The sequence below is a fragment of the Frigidibacter sp. RF13 genome, from assembly GCF_026626305.1.
In the GTDB taxonomy this organism is placed as follows: domain Bacteria; phylum Pseudomonadota; class Alphaproteobacteria; order Rhodobacterales; family Rhodobacteraceae; genus TMP-24.
The window spans coordinates 182,440-203,990 of record NZ_JAPNUE010000004.1 but is presented as its reverse complement, the minus strand read 5'-3'; the positions used below and the strand labels follow the sequence as shown (position 1 = coordinate 203,990).

Sequence of the window (21,551 nt, the reverse complement as noted above, 5' to 3'; positions counted from 1 at the left end):
CTGAGCGGCGAACCGCCGTCGCGCGGCCCAACCTTTCGGGCTCATGCGTCGTCGGCGTCCTCGGAGTCTGAAGACCGCGGGTGATAGGGGATCGGCGCCAGCGTCGGGTCGATTCCGTGCTTCTTCAAGAGCTGGCCGATGATCGAGCGCGGTTTCGGGATACCGTCGAATTTCTCGACCAGCCGCCGCCGCATCCGGCGGCCGTAGAAATGGATCGAATAGGTGTCCTGCGTCACATGATCAGCCATGGGAACGCCAGGACGGGTGAGGAGGATGCGGTCCTTGAAGCCGATCGGATAGAGCGCGACGCGCGGCAGCGCGTGGCGGATCTCGCCCGTCGCTTTCAGGAAATGGCTGAGTGCATGCGGCCCCCAGACGCCCCAGGGCTGATCGCCGACATGAACGGGGTTGCTCGCATCGCGCGCGGCCTCCAGTTCTTTGCGGTAGCTCTCGCCATACCAGACCGGGATTGCGAACTCGTCCCGCGTGAACTCCAGAAGCTGGCCCAGCGCCTCGCTGTCCGGCGGCAGGCCGAGCACGCCGCCATTCACGTCCTTGTCGCTCTCCCAAGCAAAGAAATGCCCGGTCGCGGTCGCGAACCGCTTCACGCAATAGGCATCCGTGTCGGCCCAGATTGTGCGGTCGACTTTCTTCAAGAGGTGATAGCGGAAGAGGTCGGAATGCAGCGCCGGGCTTGAGGTGCGGGCATGGCGCAGGAAATCGGTCTGCGGCAGGATCTCGTTCGCATCAGCATGTTCGATCCCTTCGGGCGCGTTGCCGATCGGTTCGTAGGAATAGAGCCTCAGATGGTGGCCGACATCGAGGAAGGATTTCAGGCAAAGCTGCTCAAGGTAGCTGAGATCGCCGCCGATCCAGAGCGCAGCGATCTGATAGTCCTGCCCCATCACTCGTCCCTTCCCGTTTCCACGAGCTATCTATCACTGGCCTTCGCCAGTTTGCCAAGATATGGGCATAGAGTTTATGTCAGAGAGAATTAGTAAGGATTGACAGGCTGCCGCACGGGACGTATCGAGACGATGAAATCCCGACTAAAGGAATCAACAATGCGCGCGACCGTTATTCTCCCCCTGCTCATCGCGACCGCCGCCGGTCAGGCAGCGGCCGAGGAGGTGAATGTCTATTCTCACCGCCAGCCCGAACTGGTGCAGCCCCTGTTCGACGCTTTCACCGCGGAAACCGGGATCGCGGTGAATGTCGCGACCATTGACAAGGGCATGGTCGAGCGTCTGGTGGCCGAGGGCGACCGCAGCCCGGCCGATCTGGTGATGACGGTCGATATCGCGCGGCTGCAGCAGGTGGTGGATGCGGGCGTCACGCAGGCGGTCACCTCCGACGTGCTGAACGCGAATATCCCGGCCGAATATCGCGACCCGGCGGGCCAGTGGTTCGGCCTCACCTCGCGCGCACGGATCGTCTATGCCTCGAAAGACCGGGTGCAGGATGGCGAGGTGACGACTTACGAAGATCTGGCCGACCCGAAATGGAAGGGCCGCATCTGTACACGCCCGGGCACCCATGATTACAACCTCGCCCTGATGGCGGCGATGATCGGCCATCACGACGAGGCCTATGCCAAGGAATGGGCGGCGGCGGTGCGCGCCAACCTCGCCCACAAGCCCGAAGGCAGCGACCGCGATCAGGTCAAATCGATCTGGGCGGGCGAATGCGACATCTCGCTCGGCAATACTTATTACATGGGCGCGATGCTCGCGGACCCCGAACAGACCGAATGGGCCAATTCGGTCAGGATCGTCTATCCGACCTTCGAAGGCGGCGGCACGCATGTGAATGTCTCGGGCGTGGCGATGACCAAGGCCGCGCCGAACAAGGACGCGGCGCTGAAGCTGATGGAGTTCCTGTCGTCCGATGAAGCGCAGAAGATCTATGCCGAGATCAACAATGAATTCCCGGTGAAGCCGGGCGTGGAGCAGTCGGAGTTGGTGAAAAGCTGGGGCGCGTTCACGCCTGACAGTCTGAACCTGTCGGAGATCGCCAAGCTGCGCCCCACCGCGCTGAAGCTGATGGAAGAAGTGGGTTTCGACGGCTGATCGCCCCCCCTTGAAACAAGAACGCCCGGCAGGACCTGCCGGGCGTTTTCATTTGTGTTGAGGTTATCCCCTATTCGGCGGCAAGCGCCGTTTGTGTGGCACCATGCACGATGGCGTGATGATCTTGTTGCAGCGAGGCGAGATCGGCGACATAGCGCCCGCGCAGATCCGAGAGCGCGAGCGCAGAGAAGCCGTAGTCCGGCACGATCTGCGGCTGGCGCGCATGGAAGGCGATCAGCCGGTCGCGCTGGCCGGGCTGCAGGCGGGTCCCCTGCGCAAGGCAGCGCTGGACCATCGCGACCGCGCTCGGGGTCACGCGCGGCTTGGCCTGCGGTTCCACCGGCTGGCGCAGCCTGAGGCCGGGCACCAGATCGGCGACGAACCGGGCGGGTGTCACGGGTGCTGTCTGCACCACCAGCTCCTTCACCTGCAGTTCCTCGACGAGGATAGAGCCCAGATCAGCCCAGCCGCCCCGGAAAGCGGCCAGCACACCGGCATAATCGGCGAAAGCGTCGATCCGGCGGTCGAGCGCGAGGCGCATCCAGGCGGCGTGGAACAGCACCTCATAGGGCTGCACCACCATCACCAGACGTTCGACCGGCTGGCCGAGCGCACGCGCCAGCGTCCGCGCCCGGATGCGGGCGGCACTGTGGAACCGGCCAAGCAGCAGTTCGGGCATCGGACCGGCGAGGTCGGGCATGGAGAGGACGAAGCCCTCTTCCCCCGCCTTGCGGTCGGGGGCAAGCCGCCGGGCGAGCCGCGCGGCCGCATCCGTGATCGCGGCCTCGTCGGCGGCCGGGCCCGGCATCAGGTCAGAAAGCCCGTCGACCTCGCCGCCGATCACGTCGAAACAGTGAAGCCCATAGCCTGCGCGCCGCAGCCCGGCGCGGTTGGCGGCCAGATAGACCACGAGGTCTTCGGCACCGGTGGTCGTCCCGCCCACATGCAGGAAGACCGGCTGGTCATGTTCGCCCATGTCTCAACCCTGTCCCCGAGAGTTAAGAAACCATTACCTGCGATTGTGGCGGCCTTTTGGCGCTCCTGCGGCACTGGACTTTCCCTCGGTCTTCTTGTCACTGTGCCGGTTGGAATTCGTCACGAAAAGGCAGGTATTCATGGCCCCGGCGCGGAAAATCATCATCGACACCGACCCCGGACAGGACGACGCGGTGGCGATTCTGCTGGCGCTCGCCTCGCCGGAACTGGAGGTTCTGGGGATCACGGCGGTCGCGGGCAACGTGCCCTTGGCCCTGACCCAGAAGAATGCCCGCGTCGTGTGCGAGTTGGCGGGGCGGACTGACATAAGGGTCTTCGCGGGTTGCGACCGGCCGCTGAAGCGCACGCTCGTCACCGCCGAACATGTGCATGGCAAGACCGGGCTCGACGGGATCGCGCTGCCCGATCCGACCATGCCGCTTGAGGCGGCGCACGCGGTCGAGTTCCTCATCGAGACCCTGCGCCGCGAACCCGCTGGCTCGGTCACGCTTTGCCCGCTCGGGCCCCTCACGAACATTGCCACCGCCTTCGAAAAGGCCCCCGATATCGTCGCGCGCGTGGCCGAGATCGTGCTGATGGGCGGCGGCTATTTCGAGGGCGGCAACATCACCCCCGCCGCCGAATTCAACATCTATGTCGACCCCGAGGCCGCCGATATCATCTTCCGCGCGGGCGTGCCCTTGGTCGTCATGCCGCTTGACGTGACGCACAAGGCGCTGACCTCTCGCGAGTGGGTCGAGGGGATGCGCGGCCTCGGCACCGAGGTCGGCCGCGCGGTGGCAAGCTGGACCGACTTTTTCGAGCGTTTCGACACGGCGAAATACGGCTCGCAGGGCGCGCCGCTGCATGATCCCTGCGTCATCGCCTATCTGATCGAACCGGACCTTTTCACCGGCCGCCATGTCCATGTGGCAATCGAGCTTGAGGGCACCCATACGCTCGGGATGACCGTGGCCGACTGGTGGCGGGTGACGAAGCACGAACCGAATGCGATGTTCATGGGCGGGATCGACCGCGACCGGTTCTTCGCGCTTCTGACCGAGCGGATCGGGCGGATCTGAGGCACAGGGTCGCGGCCTGGCGGGCAAGAGTTTTCGAAAACTCTTGCCAAAAATCTTCGAAGATTTTTGGCCCTACAGCTCGATCTGGCCGTCAGGATTCTCGATCTCGGCCGGGGTCTTGCGGCGGATGATGATATCGCCGTTCGGCAGGACCTCTGGCGGGTGGTAATTGCGGAAATCGTCGATCTTCAGGAGCAGGTCTTTGAGGGCAGGACCCATCTCGGCCAGCGCCTCATCAAGGCCCTTCTGCAGCTCTTCCATCTTCGGCTGCACGTCATCGAGCAGCGCGCGCAGGATGATCTTGATGCCCTCGTCAATCAGGCTCATGCCCTCCTCGGCTGAGGGATCGGCAGGAGCTGTCGTCTCGGCCGCGAGCGGCGCGGCGGACAGGCTGAGCAGCAGGGAGACCATCAAGATGCGCATGGGGCGAATATAGGACGCCGGACCGCGCCTGTTAAGGGCGGCCGGATCAGATCGGCAGATCGATGCTGACCGGGAAATGGTCGGACGCCATCAGAAGCGCCTCGCGCAGCTCCGGCACCTGATAGCAGTCCGGATCGTCGAACGGATGCCAGATGCGCCATGCAGGCTTCAGCGCGCGCAGGTCGGGCGAGACCATGATATAGTCGAGCAGCGCCGAGAAATAGCGCTTCTCCGTGTCCAGATAGAAGCGTGCCGTCATCGGCGTGACGCCGGTCTTCTTCGAATAGGCGATGCGGGCATGGGGATCGTAAAGCCGCGTTTCGCGCGGCTCGTCCCAGCCCAGCACAATCTCCACCCCCGACCGCCCGAAGAGCTTTTCATATTCGTCCAAACCGGGGCCGTCATTCAGGTCGCCCATCACCAGAAGGCTGTCGCCTGCCTTGAGATGCTCCATCACCCGCGACCTGAGCCAGATACATTCCGCCAGCTGCTTGCGGCGGTTGGCAATGGCGATCCTTTGCGCTTGCTCCGGAGTCGTCGCTCCATGCGGGGCCTTGGTCTTCAGATGCGCGCCGATAAGGCGAAGGCGCTTACCGTCGCGGGTCTCGGCCTGCACCTCAAGCGGCGGCTTGGAAAAGACCACGCGGTCGGCGGTGCCGTCCACGTCGAGGTCGATGAGATAGGACTGGTCGAAACGCGGCGTCTCGCCCTCGCCACCTCCCTTCGGATCATGGTGAACCGACAGCACATCGGGGTCATACAGCAGCGCGATTTCCTGCTGCGTGTCATTCTCGAAGCCCAGAAGCGCGCGCCTGCAGCGCAGATCGAAGCGCGCGGCGAACCGTTCGAGCATCGGCACCGTCTGGCGGCGACGGTTGTTGTCGGGCGCCTCGATGATCATCACCGCATCCGGGTCGATCGCAGTCAGCACGATGGCGATGCTCTCGATCTGCTGGCGGCGGGTGACCTTGTAGCGCGAGGACCAGTCCTCGTCCTCCAGAAGCCGCCCACGCGCGTCGAAGAGGTTGGTGAACCATTCGACGTTCCAGGTGACAATCCGCATCATCTAGCCTCAGGCCGGGACTTTGCGGTTGATCTCTTCCCAGGCGCGGTTCACGTCGCGCAGGCGGTCCTCGGCCAGGCGGACCGCCTCTTCCGGCAGGCCGCGGGCCGCCAGCAGGTCGGGATGGCTTTCCTTGACCGCCTGCCGCCAAGCAGAGCGCGCCGCCTCGACCGAGGCGCCGGGCTCCAGCCCCAGCACATCGAACGGATCGCGCGGCGCGCCCGGCACATGGCGGGCGTGCATGGTGCGGAAACAGCGGTCACCCACGCCGAAAATGTCGGCGACGGCCCTGAGAAACTGCTCCTCCGCATCATGAAACTCGCCGTTCGCCACGGCAATGTGAAAGAGACCGTCCATCAGGTCGATCAGCACCGGATCGCCCGGTCCGAACATGCCCGCGATGCGGCGGGCGTAAAGGTCGAACCCCGCCACGTCCTGCCGCGCGAGGTTGAAGACGCGCGCCGCATCGCGTTCGTCCTCAGGCGCGATCTCGAAGACCGAGCGAAAGGCGCGGACCTCGTCGCGCGTCACCTGCCCGTCCGCCTTTGCCATCTTGGCGCCAAGCGCGATCACCGCAATGGTGAAGGCCACCGACTTCTCAGGCGGCGTGCGCAGTTTCTCGAAGACGGCGGCCAGCCCCTCGCCCTGGGCAAGGGCCGCCAAAGCCTCGGTTATGCGGGTCCAGATCGACATGGGCGGGAGAATAGCGACTGAGGCCGGGAAGGCCAGACGGTCAAAGAAATTTCATCATCAGCACGAGGTCGAGCCAGCGGCCGAACTTACGCCCGGCCTCGGGGATCACGGCGACATTCCGGAAGCCCACTTTTTCATGGAATGCGATGCCTGCGGCATTCTCGCCCGAGACGCCGGCGAAGAGCGTGTGGCCGCCCGCCGCCCGGGCATGGTCTTCAAGAGTTTGCATCAGTGCCCGGCCTGCCCCCCGGCCCCAGGCGGCGGGATCAAGGATGATCGAATGTTCAAGCGCATGGGCATAGCCGTTCCCGGCACGGAACTGGGCATAGGTGGCAAAGCCGAGAAGCCTGCCCTCTTCGACCGCCACGAAGAATTCGTGGCCGCCAGCACGGCGGGAAGCGATGATCTCGGCCGCCTTCGCCTCGTCACGTTCCTCGGAATGGAAAATGATCGTCGTGTCGCGGATCACAGGGTTCCAGAGCGCCACGATGGCGGCAAGGTCGCCGTCCCCGGCCGGGCGGATGATCATTCGAGCCGTCTCCTGCCCCCGGGCGTATCGAACGTGGCGCGGAGGGCGGGCGCGCCGGGGACGATTTCTATCCGCGCGTCGGAGAGGCGCAAGAGGGGGCGGAGCCGGTCGGCCTCGGGGTGGGCCACTTCGAGGCGGGTGAGGCGGCAGCCGCTGTCGGCAAGCCGGTCTGGGGGTTTGAGGCCACCCTGCCAGGACAGAAGTGCGGGGAAGCAATCGTCGAACGGCAATCGGCCATCCTCCGGAACCGCCATGTTCCAGCGGAAATCACCGCGCGCGAGCGCCGTCGGCAGACCCGCCCCGGCAGGGGCGGCACTCAATGCAGCGTCAAGGTCGGGCACCCGGCAGATCCAGTTCGTCAGGCGCGCGCCGGCGGAAGGCTCGTTCAGCCGGAACCAGCGCGGCCAAGCCGGCTCCGGCGCCTCGGGGTCGATCGCGATGGCTTCGAGATAGTCCGAGGGGCCAAGGCCCACCAGCCGGTTATGCGTACCCATGTGGCTGTGGTGCCCGATGGGGCCCAGCGCCACACCGAGCGCCGCCGCCACGTGATCTGCCGCCTCCGTCAGCGTCGGTGCGGTCACAGCCAGATGATCAAGCTCCCACATAATTGGCTTTGCTACCTTTCCTTCCACCACACTTGATCCTAGAAGCGTGAAAAGCGTCCGCAAGGGGACTTTTCGCCACCCGCGCGGTTGATATCCCGGCATTCGGCCCCATGTCAGGCCGGACCAGCCCGAGGAAAGGAGCCCCATGAAGTCTGTCGCCGCGATCGCCCGCTTGTTCCGCCACGATGCCGCCCCCGGGGTTCTTCTGATGCTGGCGGCAGCCTTTGCGCTTTTCACCGCCAATTCGACGATGAGCGCCGGCTATTATGCGGGGCTGGAAAAGACTTTCGCGATCCTACTCGACGGCGAGGGCCTATCGAAACCGCTGATCCTGTGGATCAACGACGGGCTGATGGCAGTCTTCTTCTTCCTGATCGGGCTGGAACTGAAGCGCGAGATGCTGGAAGGCAAACTGAAGAACCCGCGCGACGTGATGATGCCGGGCGCTGCGGCGCTTGGCGGGATGGTCGTGCCCGCGCTCATCTTCCTGATCTTCAACTGGTCGGACCCGGTGACGCGCGGCGGCTGGGCGATCCCCGCCGCGACCGACATCGCCTTTGCCGTGGGCGTACTGGCGCTGGTCGGAAAACGCGCGCCCACGAGCCTGAAGATATTCCTCCTCACGCTCGCCATCCTCGACGATCTCGGCGCGATCCTGATCATCGCGCTTTTCTATACGAACGATCTACATCTCAATTACATCGCCCTCGCGCTTCTGCCGCTCGGCGGCCTGCTGGCGCTGAACCTGATGGGCGCGCACAGGATTGCACCGCTGATCCTTCTGGGCACGATACTTTGGGTGCTGGTGCTGAAATCTGGCGTCCACGCGACGCTCGCAGGTGTTGTAACCGCCTTCTTCATCCCCCTGAAGGACCGGTTCGGCAAATCGCCGCTCCATGCACTAGAACATGCGCTGACGCCTTATGTGAACTTCCTGATCGTGCCGATCTTTGCCTTCGCGAATGCGGGCGTGCTTTTGCAAGGGCTGACGATCAGCGATCTGTTCGCCCCGCTGCCGCTTGGCATCGCGGCGGGCCTGATCGTCGGCAAGCAGCTTGGCGTCTGCGGTACGGTCTGGCTGATGGTGCGTTTGGGTCTCGCGCGGCTGCCGCATGGCGCAAGCTGGCTGCATATGTACGGGATCGCCTGCCTTGCGGGCATCGGCTTCACCATGTCGCTTTTCATCGGGGGCTTAAGCTTCAGCGATATCGCCCATATGAACGCGGTCCGGATCGGCGTGCTGACCGCCTCGGCAATCTCGGCGGTGCTCGGCTATGCGGTACTGGTCATGGCGCGGCCGGTCGACATCGAGACAGCCGACGGGACACCGGCCGGGACAGAGGCCCGACCGGCAGAGGCATAGGGCTCAAGCCGCGCGCGCGGCGCGGATCAGAGACAGGATGTCGGTCGCGGCGGCCGGGATATTGGTGCCCGGCCCGAAGATCGCTTTCACGCCTGCCTTCTTCAGGTAATCGTAATCCTGCTGCGGGATCACGCCGCCGCAGATGACGATGATGTCGCCCGCGCCCTTTTCTTTCAGCGCCTCGATCAGCTGCGGCGCCAGCGTCTTGTGACCTGCCGCCTGCGACGAGACGCCTACCACATGCACGTCATTGTCGATCGCATCCTGCGCCGCTTCGTCCGGCGTCTGGAACAGCGGACCGACATCTACATCGAAGCCGATGTCGGCGAAGGCGGTGGCGATGACCTTCGCCCCCCGGTCGTGACCGTCCTGCCCCATCTTGACCACCAGCATGCGCGGGCGGCGCCCCTCTTCCTCGGCGAAGGCCTCGACCTCCTTCTGGATCTGGGCAAAGCCCTCGTCGCCCTCATAGGCAGAGCCATAGACGCCCGCGAGGGTCTTAACCTCGGCCCGGTGACGGCCGAACACCTTTTCCATCGCCATCGAAATCTCTCCCACGCTCGCCCGCGCCCGCGCCGCCGCGACCGCCGCTTCCAGAAGATTGCCGCCCTCGCGCGCGCGGCGTTCCAGTTCTGCCAGCGCCGCATCGCAGGCGCCCGCGTCGCGCGTCGCGCGGATGTTTGTCAGCCGCGCCACTTGCGCGTCGCGCACTGCCATATTGTCGACGTCGAGGATCTCGACCGGGTCCTCGCGCGTGGGCTTGTATTTGTTCACGCCCACCACGACCTCTTCGCCCCGGTCGATCATCGCCTGGCGCTTGGCGGCCGATTCCTCGATCCGCAACTTCGGCATGCCCGAGGCGACGGCCTTGGTCATGCCGCCCATCGCCTCGACCTCCTCGATCAGCGCCCAGGCCTTTTCGGCCAGTTCCGCCGTCAGGCTTTCGACGTAATAGGACCCCGCCAGCGGATCGACGACCTTAGTGACGCCGGTTTCTTCTTGCAGGATCAACTGCGTATTCCGCGCAATTCGCGCAGAGAACTCGGTCGGCAGCGCCATCGCCTCGTCAAGCGCGTTGGTGTGCAAGGACTGCGTGCCGCCCAAAACCGCGCTCATCGCCTCATAGGCGGTGCGGACGACGTTGTTGTAGGGGTCCTTTTCCTGCAAGGACACGCCCGAGGTCTGGCAATGGGTGCGGAGCATGAGGCTTGAGGGTTTCTTCGCGCCGAACTCGGTCATGATCCGGTGCCAGAGCATCCGCGCGGCCCTGAGTTTCGCCGCCTCCATGAAGAAGTTCATGCCGATGGCGAAGAAGAAGGACAGCCGCCCCGCGAAATCGTCCACATCCATGCCGCGCGCGATGGCGGTGCGGACATATTCGCGCCCGTCGGCGAGCGTATAGCCCAGCTCCTGCACGAGGTTCGCGCCCGCCTCCTGCATGTGGTAGCCCGAGATCGAGATCGAATTGAACTTCGGCATCTCTTTCGCCGTATACTCAATGATATCGGCGACGATCCTCATGCTTGGCTCGGGCGGATAGACGTAAGTATTCCGCACCATGAACTCTTTCAGGATGTCGTTCTGGATGGTGCCCGAGAGAAGCGCGCGGTCCACCCCCTGCTCCTCGCCTGCGACGATGAAGGAGGCCAGAACCGGAATGACAGCGCCGTTCATCGTCATCGAGACCGAGACCTGATCGAGCGGGATGCCGTCGAAGAGGATCTTCATATCCTCGACAGAATCGATGGCGACGCCCGCCTTGCCGACATCGCCCACCACGCGCGGATGGTCGCTGTCATAGCCCCGGTGGGTGGCAAGGTCGAAGGCGACCGACACGCCCTGCTGCCCGGCGGCGAGGTTCTTGCGATAGAAGGCGTTACTCTCCTCGGCGGTCGAGAAGCCCGCGTATTGCCGGATCGTCCAGGGACGCCCCGCATACATTGTGGCGCGCACCCCGCGCGTGAAGGGTGCCAGTCCGGGCAGAGTACCCATATGCGCCAACCCGTCGCTGTCCGCCCCTGTATAAAGCGGCTTGACCGCGATCCCTTCGAGCGTATCCCAGGTCAGATCTTCGGGCGTGCGGCCCTTCAGTTCCTTGGCCACAAGGCCGCGCCACTCATCCATCCGGTCAGCCATCTTCATCCTCTCATCGCAATTCCGGGGCCACCAGCACGTGGCGCGCCCGCAAAACATCAGTTCAGGTCAGTCAGGACCGCGCCTTCGGGCAATGTCGGGCGCAACTTGTCTATCGCTGCCCTGAGCTCCGGCTCGAAACCCGGATCAGTCGCATAGATCGTCACGAAGGCACCGCCTTCGAGACCTTGTTCGGGCTCCATTGTCAGGCGCACGACGGGGCGCCAGTCGTGACCGATCCCCCCGGCGATCCATTCGTCGTAGATCATCGCGTAGCGCACGCCATGTTCGCGAACGAGGGCACCGGCCCACTCGGTTGAAGGCACACTACCCTTGCCCGGCAACCGCGCCAGCCTTGCCTCGCGCGAGGCAAGACCCCAGAGGTCGAGCACAAGGACATCGCGCTTCCACGAGACTTTGCCGATGTCGTTCACCGCCACCGCCTCGCCGGGCAGAAGATCGGTCAGCCGCGCCATCTGTTCCTGCTCCAGAAGAACGGAGCGCGGGTTCCAGCTGTAGAAGACGGCATTGTACCAGCCATAGCCCAGTGCCCAGATCAGCATCGCGACCTTGAACACCTGCTTGAGGCGATCGGAAAGGTGCGGAAGAGCAATCACCAGAACCGTTCCGATCATCACCATCGCGTAATGTTCGTAGCGGTTGAACCAGAAGGCATTTCCGGCCAGCACCTGGGCAAGTACCGCCATAGTGACAATGCCCAGAATCAGACGCAGGTTCCGGTTCGACCAGACGGTCGGCGTGACGAGCGTCAAAAGAAGCATAGCCACAGCTGAAAAGAAGATACCTGCGCCGGACCCGCCTGCAACCTTGAGGATGTTCAGGAGCGGGCTTAACGAGCGCGTCTCGTCGCCCATCTTGGCCAGGACCGAGCTTGGCAGCGGGTCAAGCCCCTGCCCTAGCAGAAAGAGGCCGAAGAGGGCCGGACCTGCCAGAATAGCAGCGCCAAGCGCCACGCCCGATGCAATCCGGCCTCGCCAGACCAGAGTTGCAGCGGCCAGAAGCGACAGGGCCAACCCTTCGTAGCGCAGAAGCGGTGCGAGTATTGCCGACAGGATCAGTGCGTATCCGATGGTGCCGGTCGTCAGGAAGCGCCAGAGCGCCTGCACAAGCACCGCCACCGCAAGGGCGTGAAGTGTATGCTCCATTCCGAGAGCCGCGACGAACGGCATCGCCAATGCAATCGGGCCAACCGCGGCGCAAAAGAGTGCAAGCCCGTTTGGCAAGCGCGCATCGCGGACGATACGGCCCCACGTGAGGGCAAGCAGGGCGAGCGCGCCGATGTTCCATAGAAGCGGCAGGAAGCGCTGGAATTCGCTGCCCACGAAGGGCAGAAGCAGGACCGGATAGATGATCGATGAAGCCGCCGAGGCAGGCTCGCCCGGGTTGATCCCATAGGTGCCGTTAGCAATGCCTTCCGCCATGGCGAGATGGATGTAGGGGTCATCGAGCGGATATTCGAAAGTTCCTGCCCGCAGGAAAGCCAGCACCTGCCAGGCAAGAAAGCCCGCCATCGCCGAAAGCACGGCCAGAAGAGGCAACCGCGTGGCAGTCGGTGCGGCAGGGGTAGTGGCCATCATTCGAATTCCATGATCACGTCGTCGACCTTGAGGCTTGCACCCGGGGCGGCGTTGATCTTCCTGACCACGCCCTTACGTTCGGCCTTGAGGATGTTTTCCATCTTCATCGCCTCGACGGTCGCCAGCGCCTGGCCTTCCTGCACTTCCTGCCCCTCTTCGACGCTGATCTTCACGATCAGGCCGGGCATCGGGCAGAGCAGGAATTTCGACGTGTCGGGCGGCAGTTTTTGCGGCATCAGTTTCGCCAGTTCCGCCTGACGCGGCGTGCGGACATGGACCTTGAGGTCCGCGCCCCGGTTGCGGATGCGGAAGCCGCCGGGGATCTTGGCTACCTTCAGCACGATCTCGGCTCCATCGACCTGCAACCGGGCGAGCGGCTGGCCGGGCAGCCAGTCCGACGTCACCCGGAGGCTGGACCCGTCAGCCTTGAAGGTGACGGTCGAGCCCTGCCGGTCGGCGGCGATCAGGACCGGGAAATCCTGCCCCTGAAGCGTTACCACCCAGTCGTCGCCGACATGGCGTTCGTGATTTCCAAGGGTGCCGGTGATGCGGGTGCGGCGTATTTCGGCCACGCGGTTCATCGCGGCTGTCGCCGCCGCGATCCGCTTCAGCCGGTCCTCGCCCAGTTCTACGCCGGCAAAGCCCTCAGGATATTCCTCGGCGATGAAGGCGGTGGTGATGTCACCCTTCACGAAGCGCGGATGGTCCATCACCGCCTGGCAGAAGGGCAGGTTGTGTCCGATCCCCTCGACCTCGAACCGGTCAAGCGCAAGGCGCATCCCCTCGATCGCGGCCAGCCTGTCCGGCCCCCAGGTGCACAGCTTGGCGATCATCGGGTCGTAATACATGCTGATCTCGCCGCCTTCATAGACGCCGGTGTCGTTGCGGACGACACCGGTCGCTGTTGCCGCCTCTTCCGGCGGGCGGTAGCGGGTCAGGCGACCGATCGAGGGCAGGAAGTTGCGGTAGGGGTCTTCGGCATAGAGGCGGCTTTCCATCGCCCAGCCGTTGATCTTGAGGTCCTTCTGGGCAAAGGGCAGCTTCTCTCCTGCGGCCACGCGGATCATCTGTTCAACGAGATCGACGCCGGTGATCAGTTCCGTCACCGGATGTTCGACCTGCAAACGTGTATTCATTTCAAGGAAGTAGAAGTTGCGGTTGCCGTCGACGATGAACTCGACCGTGCCCGCGCTGGTGTAGCCCACGGCCTTTGCAAGCGCACAGGCCTGTTCGCCCATCGCCTTGCGTGTGGCCTCGTCCAGGAAGGGCGAAGGCGCCTCTTCGATGACCTTCTGGTTCCGGCGCTGGATCGAACACTCGCGCTCGTGCAGGTAGACGCAGTTGCCATGCTTGTCGGCCAGCACCTGGATTTCGATATGGCGGGGTTGGGTGACGAACTTCTCGATGAAGATGCGGTCGTCGCCAAAGCTCGCCGCCGCCTCGTTCTTCGAGGACTGGAAGCCCTCGGCCGCCTCCTGATCGTTCCAGGCGATGCGCATTCCCTTGCCGCCGCCACCGGCGGAAGCCTTGATCATTACCGGATAGCCGATCTCGCGGGAAATCTTCACCGCCTCATCTGCATCGGCAATCAGACCCATGTAACCCGGTACGGTCGAGACGCCCGCTTCCTTGGCCAGCTTCTTCGAGGTGATCTTGTCGCCCATCGCTTCGATCGCTGGCGACGGCGGGCCGATAAATACGACTCCTTCCTTTTCGAGCGCGGCGGCGAAATCCATCCGCTCAGACAGGAAACCGTAACCCGGATGCACCGCCTCGGCCCCGGTCGCGCGGATCGCGGCCATGATCTTGTCGATCACGATATAGGATTGGGCGGCGGGCGGCGGGCCGATATGGACGGCCTCGTCCGCCATCTGCACATGCAGCGCGTTGCGGTCGGCGTCGGAATAGACCGCCACCGTCTTGATCCCCATCTTCCGGGCCGACTTGATGACGCGGCAGGCGATCTCGCCCCGGTTGGCAATCAGGATCTTCTTGAACATCTCGGCCCTTCCCCTCAGCCCGCGAAATGGAAAAGGCCACCGGAGCGGATGCTCCGATGGCCTGACATCAGTTTGGCGCGGCGCGCGGGCGCCGCGATCAGGTGATTACTGGCAAAGGCCGGTCGCGCCGGCGCCCGCACCGAGCGCACCACCAACGAGGGCGCTTTCGGCGAGGTTGTTATCAGTGATCGCGCCAAGCGCCGCACCTGCGGCCGCGCCGGTGAGCGCGCAATTGGCGTTGATGCCGCCGCCCTGGCCCTGCACGCAGGCCGACAGGCCGACAACGGCGACAAGACCGGCGATGAGTGTGAATTTCGACATTTTGCTCTGCCTCCAGACAAGGTTGTTATGGCGCAGAACCTACAGAACACAGGCCGCCGGTAAAAGGACAAAGCTTGCACGGAACTTACGTCGGCTGAGATTTGCCGATCTTTCGGCAAACGAAGCGACCTGATCCGATACGGATCAGGTCGCCCAGAAGGGGAAGGGTAACGGTTTTGACAAACACAGATCCCGCGGGTGCAACGGAACGGGATCTGAGGTTGACGATGCGGCACATCCGGCAATGACGCAAACCCAAACTGCGGCCCTGCCCCGCGTTCGGCAGCATCCTGCCAGTGACCGTCTGGGTTGCGCGGAAACATGCCTATTCCTCCGCTCCGAAGGCTTCGGGGAAGGCGGCGCGTGCGCGGTTCACATCAATTTGCAGCAGCGCTTCGTAACTTTCGGGGTCGAACGGTTCCTCCGCCGGAACGACCTCGCGACCGAAAAGCCAGGAGAGGCGCCCCGCGTCGAGATTGCCGCGCTCGAACGGCTCTTCGCCGAACGCTTCCCAAAGCGCTGCCATGAAGCCCGCATCGGCGCGCTTGTCGGCGGGCGCCCGGTCACGGAACCGTTCGCGCGCGATAAGGCGTGTCACCCCCTTAGGGTTGGCGCGGCGGATGGTGAACTGGAAATCGGTGCCGGGCAGACGGCCGGGAAAACCGCGGTGCTTCAGCATGGGCGGACCCTCCTTGCAGGGGTCTCGCGCCGGCGGGCCGGGACCGGGCCATCGGCCCGGACCCGGCAGGAGACAGTCAGTAAATTAGTTGTACTTGCCGGTGTAGACGGGCTCTTGCGAGACCGGCTGTTCGACATAGGTGGTCTCTTCCTTCTTGGCGCAAGCAGCGGCCAGAGCGACGAGCATCGCCGCGAAGAGGACTTTCTTGGACATGGTATTCTCCTGCTCTCAACGGCGGTTTCGCCCGACCGGGCGCCCGCCAATTTCAGTTTTTTGTTCGGTGTCAGAACATTCCGACCCGCGTGCAGGATAGCAGAGGCATGACTCCCCGCACAATGGTTCAATCCGAAGTTGCCGGGTTGTGGCTGAATTGCACCAAGGGCGCGCCGATCACCGGCAGAATTCCATTTCCGTTGCGGAGACGTGGTCATCAGAACCCCTCCCAGATACAGCTGCCGTCTTCAGGCCGGAAAGCCTCAAAGAACTGTGTGGCCTCGGGGGCCGGCTCGCCGAAAGGCACAGGCCTATCCGCCAGGCTGACGACGATTTGTGCGGGCTGCGGTCCGGTCGAGGGGATCGCCCCCAGCGCGAAGGTGTTGCACAGATATTCCATGTCCAGAAGCGCCGTATCGGCATCGATCGTCCCGCCATCGCGCGCAATCGCGGGCGCGATGAAACGAAAGCGGTAGGTTAGCCCCTCCGGTCCCTGCGCATTCTGGATCGTCTCGAAATAGGTCACGGTCTGTCCTGAGGGAACGGGGATGGGGACGTCTTCGGCCAGCGCCGCCAGCGGCATCACGAGCAGGGTAAGTGAGGCGGCGAACAGTTTCACGGGCGGGCCTAGAGCGGGATATTGTCGTGTTTCTTCCAGGGGTTCGTCAGTTTCTTGCCCCTGAGGCTCGCGAAGGCGCGGGCCACACGGCGACGGGTGGAATGGGGCATGATCACCTCGTCGATGAAGCCCTTTTCGGCAGCGACGAACGGATTGGCGAAACGGTCTTCATAGTCCTTCGTGCGGGTCGCGATCTTCTCTTTGTCGGCAAGCTCCGAACGATAGAGGATCTCGACCGCGCCCTTCGCGCCCATGACGGCGATCTCGGCGGTGGGCCAGGCATAGTTGAAATCGCCGCGCAGATGCTTCGACGCCATCACGTCATAGGCGCCACCATAGGCCTTGCGGGTGATCACCGTAACTTTCGGCACCGTCGCCTCGCCATAGGCGAAGAGCAGTTTCGCCCCATGCTTGATGACGCCGCCATACTCCTGTGAGGTGCCCGGCAGGAAGCCCGGCACATCGACAAGCGTCAGGATCGGAATTTCGAACGCATCGCAGAAGCGCACGAAGCGTGCGGCCTTGCGGCTTGAATCGATATCAAGGCAACCGGCCAGCACCATCGGTTGGTTGGCGACGACCCCTACGGTCTGGCCTTCTATGCGCAGGAAGCCGCAGATGATGTTCGCCGCGTAATCCTTTTGAATCTCAAAGAAATCCCCCTCGTCCGCGACCTTCTGTATCAGCTCCTTCATGTCGTAGGGCTGGTTCGGGTTGTCGGGCACCAGCGTATCGAGGCTTGCCTCGACACGGGCCGGATCGTCAAAGAAGGGCCGGGTCGGCGCCTTCTCGCGGTTGTTGAGCGGCAGGAAGTCGAACAGCCTGCGGATTTCGGCGAGCGCCTCGACGTCGTTTTCGAACGCGCCGTCGGCGACAGAAGATTTCTTCGTATGTGTTGATGCCCCGCCCAGCTCCTCGGCGGTGACGATCTCGTTCGTCACCGTCTTCACCACGTCGGGGCCGGTTACGAACATGTAGGACGTGTCCTTCACCATGAAGATGAAGTCGGTCATGGCGGGGGAATAGACCGCGCCGCCCGCACAGGGCCCCATGATGACAGATATCTGCGGCACCACGCCCGAGGCCATGATGTTGCGCTGGAAGACCTCAGCATAACCGGCAAGCGATGCCACGCCCTCCTGGATGCGCGCGCCGCCGGAATCGTTCAGCCCGATCACTGGCGCGCCGTTCGTCATCGCCATGTCCATGATCTTGCAGATTTTCTGGGCATGGGTTTCGCTGAGCGAACCGCCGAAGACGGTGAAATCCTGAGAGAAGACATAGACCATGCGGCCGTTGATCGTGCCCCAGCCCGTCACCACCCCGTCGCCCGAGGGGCGGTCCTGCTCCATGCCGAAATCGGTGCAGCGATGGGCGACGAACATGTCGAATTCCTCGAACGACCCTTCGTCGAGTAGAAGCTCGATCCGCTCCCGCGCCGTCAGCTTGCCGCGCGCATGCTGGGCATCGATCCGACGCTGCCCGCCGCCCTGACGGGCGACCGACCGGCGCGCCTCGAGCTGTTCAAGGATGTCTTTCATCTCCGCCTCCCTCGCGCGATTGATCCTCTATAGGGCCGCGCACCGGCGGCGCAAAGCGGACTCTGGTAAATTTGCAAATTGTTGGCAGTTACGAGGCTGCAAATTGCAAACTCAAGCCACTTGCTAAAGCCCAAACGTCGTGGTTCCGATGATCGGCCAGCAGCGCGAGTTCATCATGCCTTCGCTCCCCGTTCCAGTCCTGACCATCGGCCTTCTTCTTGCCTCGAATATCTTCATGACCTTTGCCTGGTACGGGCATCTGAAGTTCAAGGCGGCCCCCCTTTACCTTGTGATCCTCGCAAGCTGGGGGATCGCGCTTTTCGAATATGTGCTGCAAGTGCCCGCGAACCGCTATGGCCACGGCCATTTCAGCGCCGCGCAGCTGAAGACCATCCAGGAGGTGATCACGCTCTCGGTCTTCGCCGTCTTTTCCTGGGCCTATCTCGGCGAACGGATCGGCTGGCAGCAGGGCGTCGGCTTCGCCTTCATCGCGCTTGGCGCCTGGTTCGTTTTTCAGGGGCGGGGGTGAGGACATGGACAATTCCGGCCGCGGCCCGTAGCACGGGACAATGAGCCGCCCTCCCCTTCGCTTCCTGGATCGCAAGACCGCGCCGCACACCGTCACTCTGGTGATACTCGCCGGTCTTTCGACGCTCGCCATGAACATCTTCCTGCCATCGCTGCCTGGCATGGCGCGCTGGTTCGGGGTCGATTACGCGACGATCCAGCTGGCGGTGCCGCTCTACCTCGCCGGCAGCGCCGCCCTGCAGGTGATTGTCGGCCCCCTGTCCGACCGGTTCGGGCGGCGGCCGGTGATCCTCGCAGCGCTTCTTCTCTTCATCGCCGCGACGCTTGTGGGGCTTTTCGCACCCAACGTGCATTGGTTTCTTGCCGCGCGGATCGTGCAGGCGGTGGTCGCGACCGGCATGGCGCTGTCGCGTGCCGTGATCCGTGACATGGTCCCGACCGAGGAAGCCGCCTCGATGATCGGCTATGTCACCATGGCCATGTCCGTCGTGCCGATGATCGGCCCGGCACTTGGCGGCGCGCTTGACGAAAGCTTCGGCTGGCAGGCGAGCTTCGTGCTGCTGATCGCGGCGGGTATCCTGACCACCCTCCTTGTCTGGCTTGACCTCGGCGAGACTGCCCAGCCTTCGGGCCGGGGCTTCGCCGCGCAGTTCCGCGACTACCCCGCGCTTCTCGCCTCGCCGCGCTTCTGGGGCTATGCGGCGGTTGCAAGCCTCGCCTCGGGCGCCTTCTTCGCCTATCTCGGCGGCGCGCCCTTCGTGGGCGAAAAGGTCTTCGGCCTCACGCCCGCCGCGATCGGCTATTATTTCGCCGCCCCCGCCATCGGCTATGCGCTTGGCAATTTCATCGCCGGGCGCTTCTCGCGGCGCTATGGCATCGACCGGATGATCCTCGCGGGCACGTTGCTCGCCACCGGTACCTTGATCGTCGGGGCGCTTCTGGCGCGCGCCTTTCCGCCCCATCCGATGCTCTTCTTCCCCTTCACCGGCCTCATGGCGATGGGCAACGGCATGACGCTGCCCAATGCCAATGCCGGCATGCTGTCGGTGCGGCCGCATCTGGCGGGCTCCGCCTCCGGTCTCGGCGGCGCCCTGATGATCGGTGGCGGCGCGCTTCTGGCGGCGATCACCGGGCATCTTCTGAACGAGACCACAGGCCATGCGATGCTCTTGGAGGTGATGGCGGCCAGTTCGGCGCTGTCGATCCTTGCCATCCTTCTGGTCATCCGCCGGGCACGCCGCGTCCGGCGCTGACGGCGCTGATCTGGGCCGATCCAACTTTCTTCGCGAAGAAAATTGGCGCCCGGCTTGCGGCGTCGCTTTGCAAATTCTACTGTTGCAGTTAGCAAAGCGAGGGCGCCATGGCCACACAGAAGCTCTATGCAGGCGTAAAGTTGCGCGAGACGCGCGCGCGGATGGGCCTGACGCAAAAGGCCTTCGCCGAGAAGCTCGGCGTGTCGCTGCCCTATTTGAACCAGATGGAGAACAACCACCGACCGCTCTCTGCGTCGGTCGTGCTGGCGCTTGCGGCCGACTTCGGCATGGACGTGACGGAGCTTGCGACCGGCGACGCGGAACGCATCGTATCGGACATGAAGGAGGCGCTGGCCGATCCAGTCTTCGCCGACACGATGCCGCCGCTCGCAGACCTGCGGCTCGCCGCCTCGAACGCCCCGGCCTTCGCCCGCGCTTTTCTGGAGCTGCACCGGGCCTACCGGCAAAGCCACGAACGGCTTGCCTCGCTCGACGAGGCGCTCGGGCGCGATGATGCCGGCCCGCGCTCCTCACCCTGGGAAGAGGTGCGCGATTTCTTCCATTACTGCGACAATTACATCGACGCGGTCGACCGCGCGGCCGAACGGTTCGCCGCCCCCGATGGCAAGGTTCAGGATGTGGTGTCGCGCGCGAGCAGCCTTCTGCGCGAAAAGGGGCTTCGGATCACCATTGCCGATGCCGCCGAAATCCGCGCCCGTGATGGTGGCGATCTGACCATTTCCAGCCGCACCGCGCCGCCCACGCAACGGTTCCAGATCCTGCACCAACTCGCACTCGTCACCCAGAACGAACTTCTGGAAGCGACGCTCGACCTCGCGCGCTTTCAGTCCGACACCGCCCGCGCTATCGCCAAGATCGGGCTTGCGAACTACTTCGCCGGGGCCGCCCTGATGCCCTACCGCGCCTTTCATGCGGCGGCGCAGGAGGTGCGTCATGATCTCGAACGGCTGGCCGACCGGTTCGGCGCCTCGATCGAGCAGGTAGCGCACCGGCTTTCCACCCTGCAGCGCCCGGGGCTCAAGGGTATCCCTTTCTTCTTCGTCCGCGTCGATCAGGCGGGCACGATTACCAAACGCCATTCGGCCACGCGCCTGCAGTTCGCCCGTTTCGGCGGCGCCTGCCCCTTGTGGAACGTCTACCGCGCCTTCGAAACGCCGGGCCGCTTCATCCGCCAGCTGGCAGAAACTCCCGACGGCGTGCGCTATCTGTGCCTCGCCCGCGACGTGTCAAAGCCGGGCGGTTCGTTCAACGCCCCCGTCCGCCGCTATGCGATTGCGCTTGGCTGCGAAGTCAGCCACGCCAAGGGCCTCGTCTATGCCGACGACCTCGACCTGACGAACGCCCGAGCCTACGAACCGATCGGCATCTCCTGCCGCATCTGCGAACGGCAGAACTGCCACCAGCGCTCAGTGCCACCCCTGGAACGCAAGCTGAAGATCGATCCCGACCGGCGCGGGCTGCTGCCCTATGACGTTTCGTAACGATCAGGCCGAGGCGAGACGCCGCGCGATTTCGTCCTTCAGATGGCTGCGCCGCTTGCGCAGGTCGACCTCGGCGAGTTCTTCCATCGGCTCGACATTTGTCTCTGCCCGGTGAACCTGGCGATTGACCTCGTGATATTCGTCCGAGAGCCGCGCGAAATGGGCATCGCTGGTTTTCAGGCGGTGGATCTTCTCGGCATCTTGCGGAAATTCCTCGGCAAGCTCGTGCGGTGTGTGCGACATCTGTCTTCCTCTTGCTGTCCGACCCGATTCTAGCCCTTTCCGGACCGCCGCGCCTTGAGCCTGGTCAAACCGGCGACAGGGGTGACGCAATCGGCGCAAGTTCCGCCGGTCGGCTTCTT

22 protein-coding genes are annotated in these 21,551 nt (G+C 64.0%); 6 read left to right on the top strand and 16 right to left on the bottom strand.

The window, feature by feature from the left end; translation table 11 throughout:
* Positions 1-41 precede the first annotated feature (41 nt).
* Positions 42-905 (bottom strand): glycosyltransferase family 32 protein, encoded by an 864-nt coding sequence (locus OU426_RS10890; protein ID WP_267634011.1) that lies wholly within the window; start codon positions 903-905, stop codon positions 42-44.
* Positions 906-1,064: 159 nt separating this feature from the next.
* Here OU426_RS10890 and OU426_RS10885 point away from each other — a divergent pair, with 159 nt between their 5' ends.
* Positions 1,065-2,069, top strand: coding sequence for a Fe(3+) ABC transporter substrate-binding protein (locus tag OU426_RS10885; RefSeq protein WP_267634010.1), 1,005 nt, complete (start codon positions 1,065-1,067; stop codon positions 2,067-2,069).
* A gap of 70 nt (positions 2,070-2,139) precedes the next feature.
* Here OU426_RS10885 and OU426_RS10880 read toward each other — a convergent pair whose 3' ends face one another.
* Complete coding sequence (locus OU426_RS10880) at positions 2,140-3,045, bottom strand: hypothetical protein (RefSeq protein WP_267634009.1); 906 nt, start codon at positions 3,043-3,045, stop codon at positions 2,140-2,142.
* 139 nt (positions 3,046-3,184) lie between these two features.
* Here OU426_RS10880 and OU426_RS10875 point away from each other — a divergent pair, with 139 nt between their 5' ends.
* A complete protein-coding gene (locus OU426_RS10875; RefSeq protein ID WP_267634008.1) occupies positions 3,185-4,126 on the top strand; it encodes a nucleoside hydrolase in 942 nt (313 codons plus the stop codon).
* 72 nt (positions 4,127-4,198) lie between these two features.
* Here the strand turns inward: OU426_RS10875 and OU426_RS10870 are convergent, their stop codons facing one another.
* The 5 genes from OU426_RS10870 to OU426_RS10850 are packed head-to-tail and all read right to left on the bottom strand — an operon-like array spanning position 4,199 to position 7,439.
* A complete protein-coding gene (locus tag OU426_RS10870; RefSeq protein ID WP_267634007.1) occupies positions 4,199-4,537 on the bottom strand; it encodes a hypothetical protein in 339 nt (112 codons plus the stop codon).
* Positions 4,538-4,595: 58 nt separating this feature from the next.
* Positions 4,596-5,612 (bottom strand): endonuclease/exonuclease/phosphatase family protein, encoded by a 1,017-nt coding sequence (locus tag OU426_RS10865; RefSeq protein ID WP_420712592.1) that lies wholly within the window; start codon positions 5,610-5,612, stop codon positions 4,596-4,598.
* A gap of 9 nt (positions 5,613-5,621) precedes the next feature.
* Positions 5,622-6,305 (bottom strand): molecular chaperone DjiA, encoded by a 684-nt coding sequence (locus OU426_RS10860; RefSeq protein WP_267634005.1) that lies wholly within the window; start codon positions 6,303-6,305, stop codon positions 5,622-5,624.
* 40 nt (positions 6,306-6,345) lie between these two features.
* On the bottom strand, positions 6,346-6,831 hold the full coding sequence (locus tag OU426_RS10855; protein WP_420712591.1) for a GNAT family N-acetyltransferase: 486 nt from the start codon (positions 6,829-6,831) through the stop codon (positions 6,346-6,348).
* Entirely contained in the window at positions 6,831-7,439 is a 609-nt protein-coding gene (locus tag OU426_RS10850; protein WP_267634003.1) for a VOC family protein, read from the bottom strand. Before OU426_RS10850 ends, OU426_RS10855 begins: the two co-directional genes overlap by 1 nt.
* A gap of 145 nt (positions 7,440-7,584) precedes the next feature.
* Here OU426_RS10850 and nhaA point away from each other — a divergent pair, with 145 nt between their 5' ends.
* Positions 7,585-8,802, top strand: coding sequence for a Na+/H+ antiporter NhaA (gene nhaA / locus OU426_RS10845; protein ID WP_267634002.1), 1,218 nt, complete (start codon positions 7,585-7,587; stop codon positions 8,800-8,802).
* 3 nt (positions 8,803-8,805) lie between these two features.
* Here the strand turns inward: nhaA and scpA are convergent, their stop codons facing one another.
* The 8 genes from scpA to OU426_RS10805 form a co-directional block, all read right to left on the bottom strand.
* Positions 8,806-10,938 carry a methylmalonyl-CoA mutase gene (gene scpA / locus OU426_RS10840; RefSeq protein ID WP_267634001.1) on the bottom strand — a complete coding sequence of 711 codons (2,133 nt, stop codon included), beginning with the start codon at positions 10,936-10,938 and terminating at the stop codon, positions 8,806-8,808.
* 56 nt (positions 10,939-10,994) lie between these two features.
* Positions 10,995-12,533: a DUF8728 domain-containing protein gene (locus tag OU426_RS10835; protein ID WP_267634000.1), complete on the bottom strand. Its 1,539-nt coding sequence runs from the start codon at positions 12,531-12,533 to the stop codon at positions 10,995-10,997.
* Entirely contained in the window at positions 12,530-14,533 is a 2,004-nt protein-coding gene (locus OU426_RS10830; RefSeq protein WP_267633999.1) for an acetyl-CoA carboxylase biotin carboxylase subunit, read from the bottom strand. The genes OU426_RS10835 and OU426_RS10830 overlap by 4 nt, the downstream gene beginning before the upstream one ends.
* A gap of 105 nt (positions 14,534-14,638) precedes the next feature.
* Positions 14,639-14,854: a hypothetical protein gene (locus tag OU426_RS10825; RefSeq protein ID WP_267633998.1), complete on the bottom strand. Its 216-nt coding sequence runs from the start codon at positions 14,852-14,854 to the stop codon at positions 14,639-14,641.
* 325 nt (positions 14,855-15,179) lie between these two features.
* Positions 15,180-15,533 (bottom strand): hypothetical protein, encoded by a 354-nt coding sequence (locus tag OU426_RS10820; RefSeq protein ID WP_267633997.1) that lies wholly within the window; start codon positions 15,531-15,533, stop codon positions 15,180-15,182.
* Positions 15,534-15,617: 84 nt separating this feature from the next.
* The gene (locus OU426_RS10815; protein WP_267633996.1) at positions 15,618-15,746 is read right to left on the bottom strand and encodes a hypothetical protein; all 129 of its coding nucleotides are present in this window, start codon (positions 15,744-15,746) and stop codon (positions 15,618-15,620) included.
* A 217-nt stretch (positions 15,747-15,963) separates the two neighbouring features.
* Positions 15,964-16,365 (bottom strand): DUF6497 family protein, encoded by a 402-nt coding sequence (locus tag OU426_RS10810; RefSeq protein WP_267633995.1) that lies wholly within the window; start codon positions 16,363-16,365, stop codon positions 15,964-15,966.
* An 8-nt stretch (positions 16,366-16,373) separates the two neighbouring features.
* Positions 16,374-17,906 (bottom strand): acyl-CoA carboxylase subunit beta, encoded by a 1,533-nt coding sequence (locus OU426_RS10805; protein ID WP_267633994.1) that lies wholly within the window; start codon positions 17,904-17,906, stop codon positions 16,374-16,376.
* Positions 17,907-18,081: 175 nt separating this feature from the next.
* Between OU426_RS10805 and OU426_RS10800 the strand changes: the two genes are divergently transcribed.
* The 3 genes from OU426_RS10800 (at position 18,082) to OU426_RS10790 (ending at position 21,189) form a co-directional block, all read left to right on the top strand.
* On the top strand, positions 18,082-18,435 hold the full coding sequence (locus OU426_RS10800; protein WP_267633993.1) for a DMT family protein: 354 nt from the start codon (positions 18,082-18,084) through the stop codon (positions 18,433-18,435).
* 40 nt (positions 18,436-18,475) lie between these two features.
* Positions 18,476-19,687: a multidrug effflux MFS transporter gene (locus OU426_RS10795; protein WP_267633992.1), complete on the top strand. Its 1,212-nt coding sequence runs from the start codon at positions 18,476-18,478 to the stop codon at positions 19,685-19,687.
* A gap of 107 nt (positions 19,688-19,794) precedes the next feature.
* Positions 19,795-21,189: a helix-turn-helix domain-containing protein gene (locus OU426_RS10790; protein WP_267633991.1), complete on the top strand. Its 1,395-nt coding sequence runs from the start codon at positions 19,795-19,797 to the stop codon at positions 21,187-21,189.
* 3 nt (positions 21,190-21,192) lie between these two features.
* Here OU426_RS10790 and OU426_RS10785 read toward each other — a convergent pair whose 3' ends face one another.
* Positions 21,193-21,432 (bottom strand): HP1242/YdcH family protein, encoded by a 240-nt coding sequence (locus tag OU426_RS10785; protein ID WP_267633990.1) that lies wholly within the window; start codon positions 21,430-21,432, stop codon positions 21,193-21,195.
* Between the last annotated feature and the right edge of the window lie 119 nt (positions 21,433-21,551).

Coding starts and splice junctions, on each gene's coding strand:
- OU426_RS10890 (WP_267634011.1), bottom strand. CDS start 905: ATGGGGCAGGACTATCAGATCGCTGCGCTCTGGATCGGCGGCGATCTC.
- OU426_RS10885 (WP_267634010.1), top strand. CDS start 1,065: ATGCGCGCGACCGTTATTCTCCCCCTGCTCATCGCGACCGCCGCCGGT.
- OU426_RS10880 (WP_267634009.1), bottom strand. CDS start 3,045: ATGGGCGAACATGACCAGCCGGTCTTCCTGCATGTGGGCGGGACGACC.
- OU426_RS10875 (WP_267634008.1), top strand. CDS start 3,185: ATGGCCCCGGCGCGGAAAATCATCATCGACACCGACCCCGGACAGGAC.
- OU426_RS10870 (WP_267634007.1), bottom strand. CDS start 4,537: ATGGTCTCCCTGCTGCTCAGCCTGTCCGCCGCGCCGCTCGCGGCCGAG.
- OU426_RS10865 (WP_420712592.1), bottom strand. CDS start 5,612: ATGCGGATTGTCACCTGGAACGTCGAATGGTTCACCAACCTCTTCGAC.
- OU426_RS10860 (WP_267634005.1), bottom strand. CDS start 6,305: ATGTCGATCTGGACCCGCATAACCGAGGCTTTGGCGGCCCTTGCCCAG.
- OU426_RS10850 (WP_267634003.1), bottom strand. CDS start 7,439: ATGTGGGAGCTTGATCATCTGGCTGTGACCGCACCGACGCTGACGGAG.
- nhaA (WP_267634002.1), top strand. CDS start 7,585: ATGAAGTCTGTCGCCGCGATCGCCCGCTTGTTCCGCCACGATGCCGCC.
- scpA (WP_267634001.1), bottom strand. CDS start 10,938: ATGGCTGACCGGATGGATGAGTGGCGCGGCCTTGTGGCCAAGGAACTG.
- OU426_RS10835 (WP_267634000.1), bottom strand. CDS start 12,533: ATGATGGCCACTACCCCTGCCGCACCGACTGCCACGCGGTTGCCTCTT.
- OU426_RS10830 (WP_267633999.1), bottom strand. CDS start 14,533: ATGTTCAAGAAGATCCTGATTGCCAACCGGGGCGAGATCGCCTGCCGC.
- OU426_RS10825 (WP_267633998.1), bottom strand. CDS start 14,854: ATGTCGAAATTCACACTCATCGCCGGTCTTGTCGCCGTTGTCGGCCTG.
- OU426_RS10820 (WP_267633997.1), bottom strand. CDS start 15,533: ATGCTGAAGCACCGCGGTTTTCCCGGCCGTCTGCCCGGCACCGATTTC.
- OU426_RS10815 (WP_267633996.1), bottom strand. CDS start 15,746: ATGTCCAAGAAAGTCCTCTTCGCGGCGATGCTCGTCGCTCTGGCCGCT.
- OU426_RS10805 (WP_267633994.1), bottom strand. CDS start 17,906: ATGAAAGACATCCTTGAACAGCTCGAGGCGCGCCGGTCGGTCGCCCGT.
- OU426_RS10800 (WP_267633993.1), top strand. CDS start 18,082: ATGCCTTCGCTCCCCGTTCCAGTCCTGACCATCGGCCTTCTTCTTGCC.
- OU426_RS10795 (WP_267633992.1), top strand. CDS start 18,476: ATGAGCCGCCCTCCCCTTCGCTTCCTGGATCGCAAGACCGCGCCGCAC.
- OU426_RS10790 (WP_267633991.1), top strand. CDS start 19,795: ATGGCCACACAGAAGCTCTATGCAGGCGTAAAGTTGCGCGAGACGCGC.
- OU426_RS10785 (WP_267633990.1), bottom strand. CDS start 21,432: ATGTCGCACACACCGCACGAGCTTGCCGAGGAATTTCCGCAAGATGCC.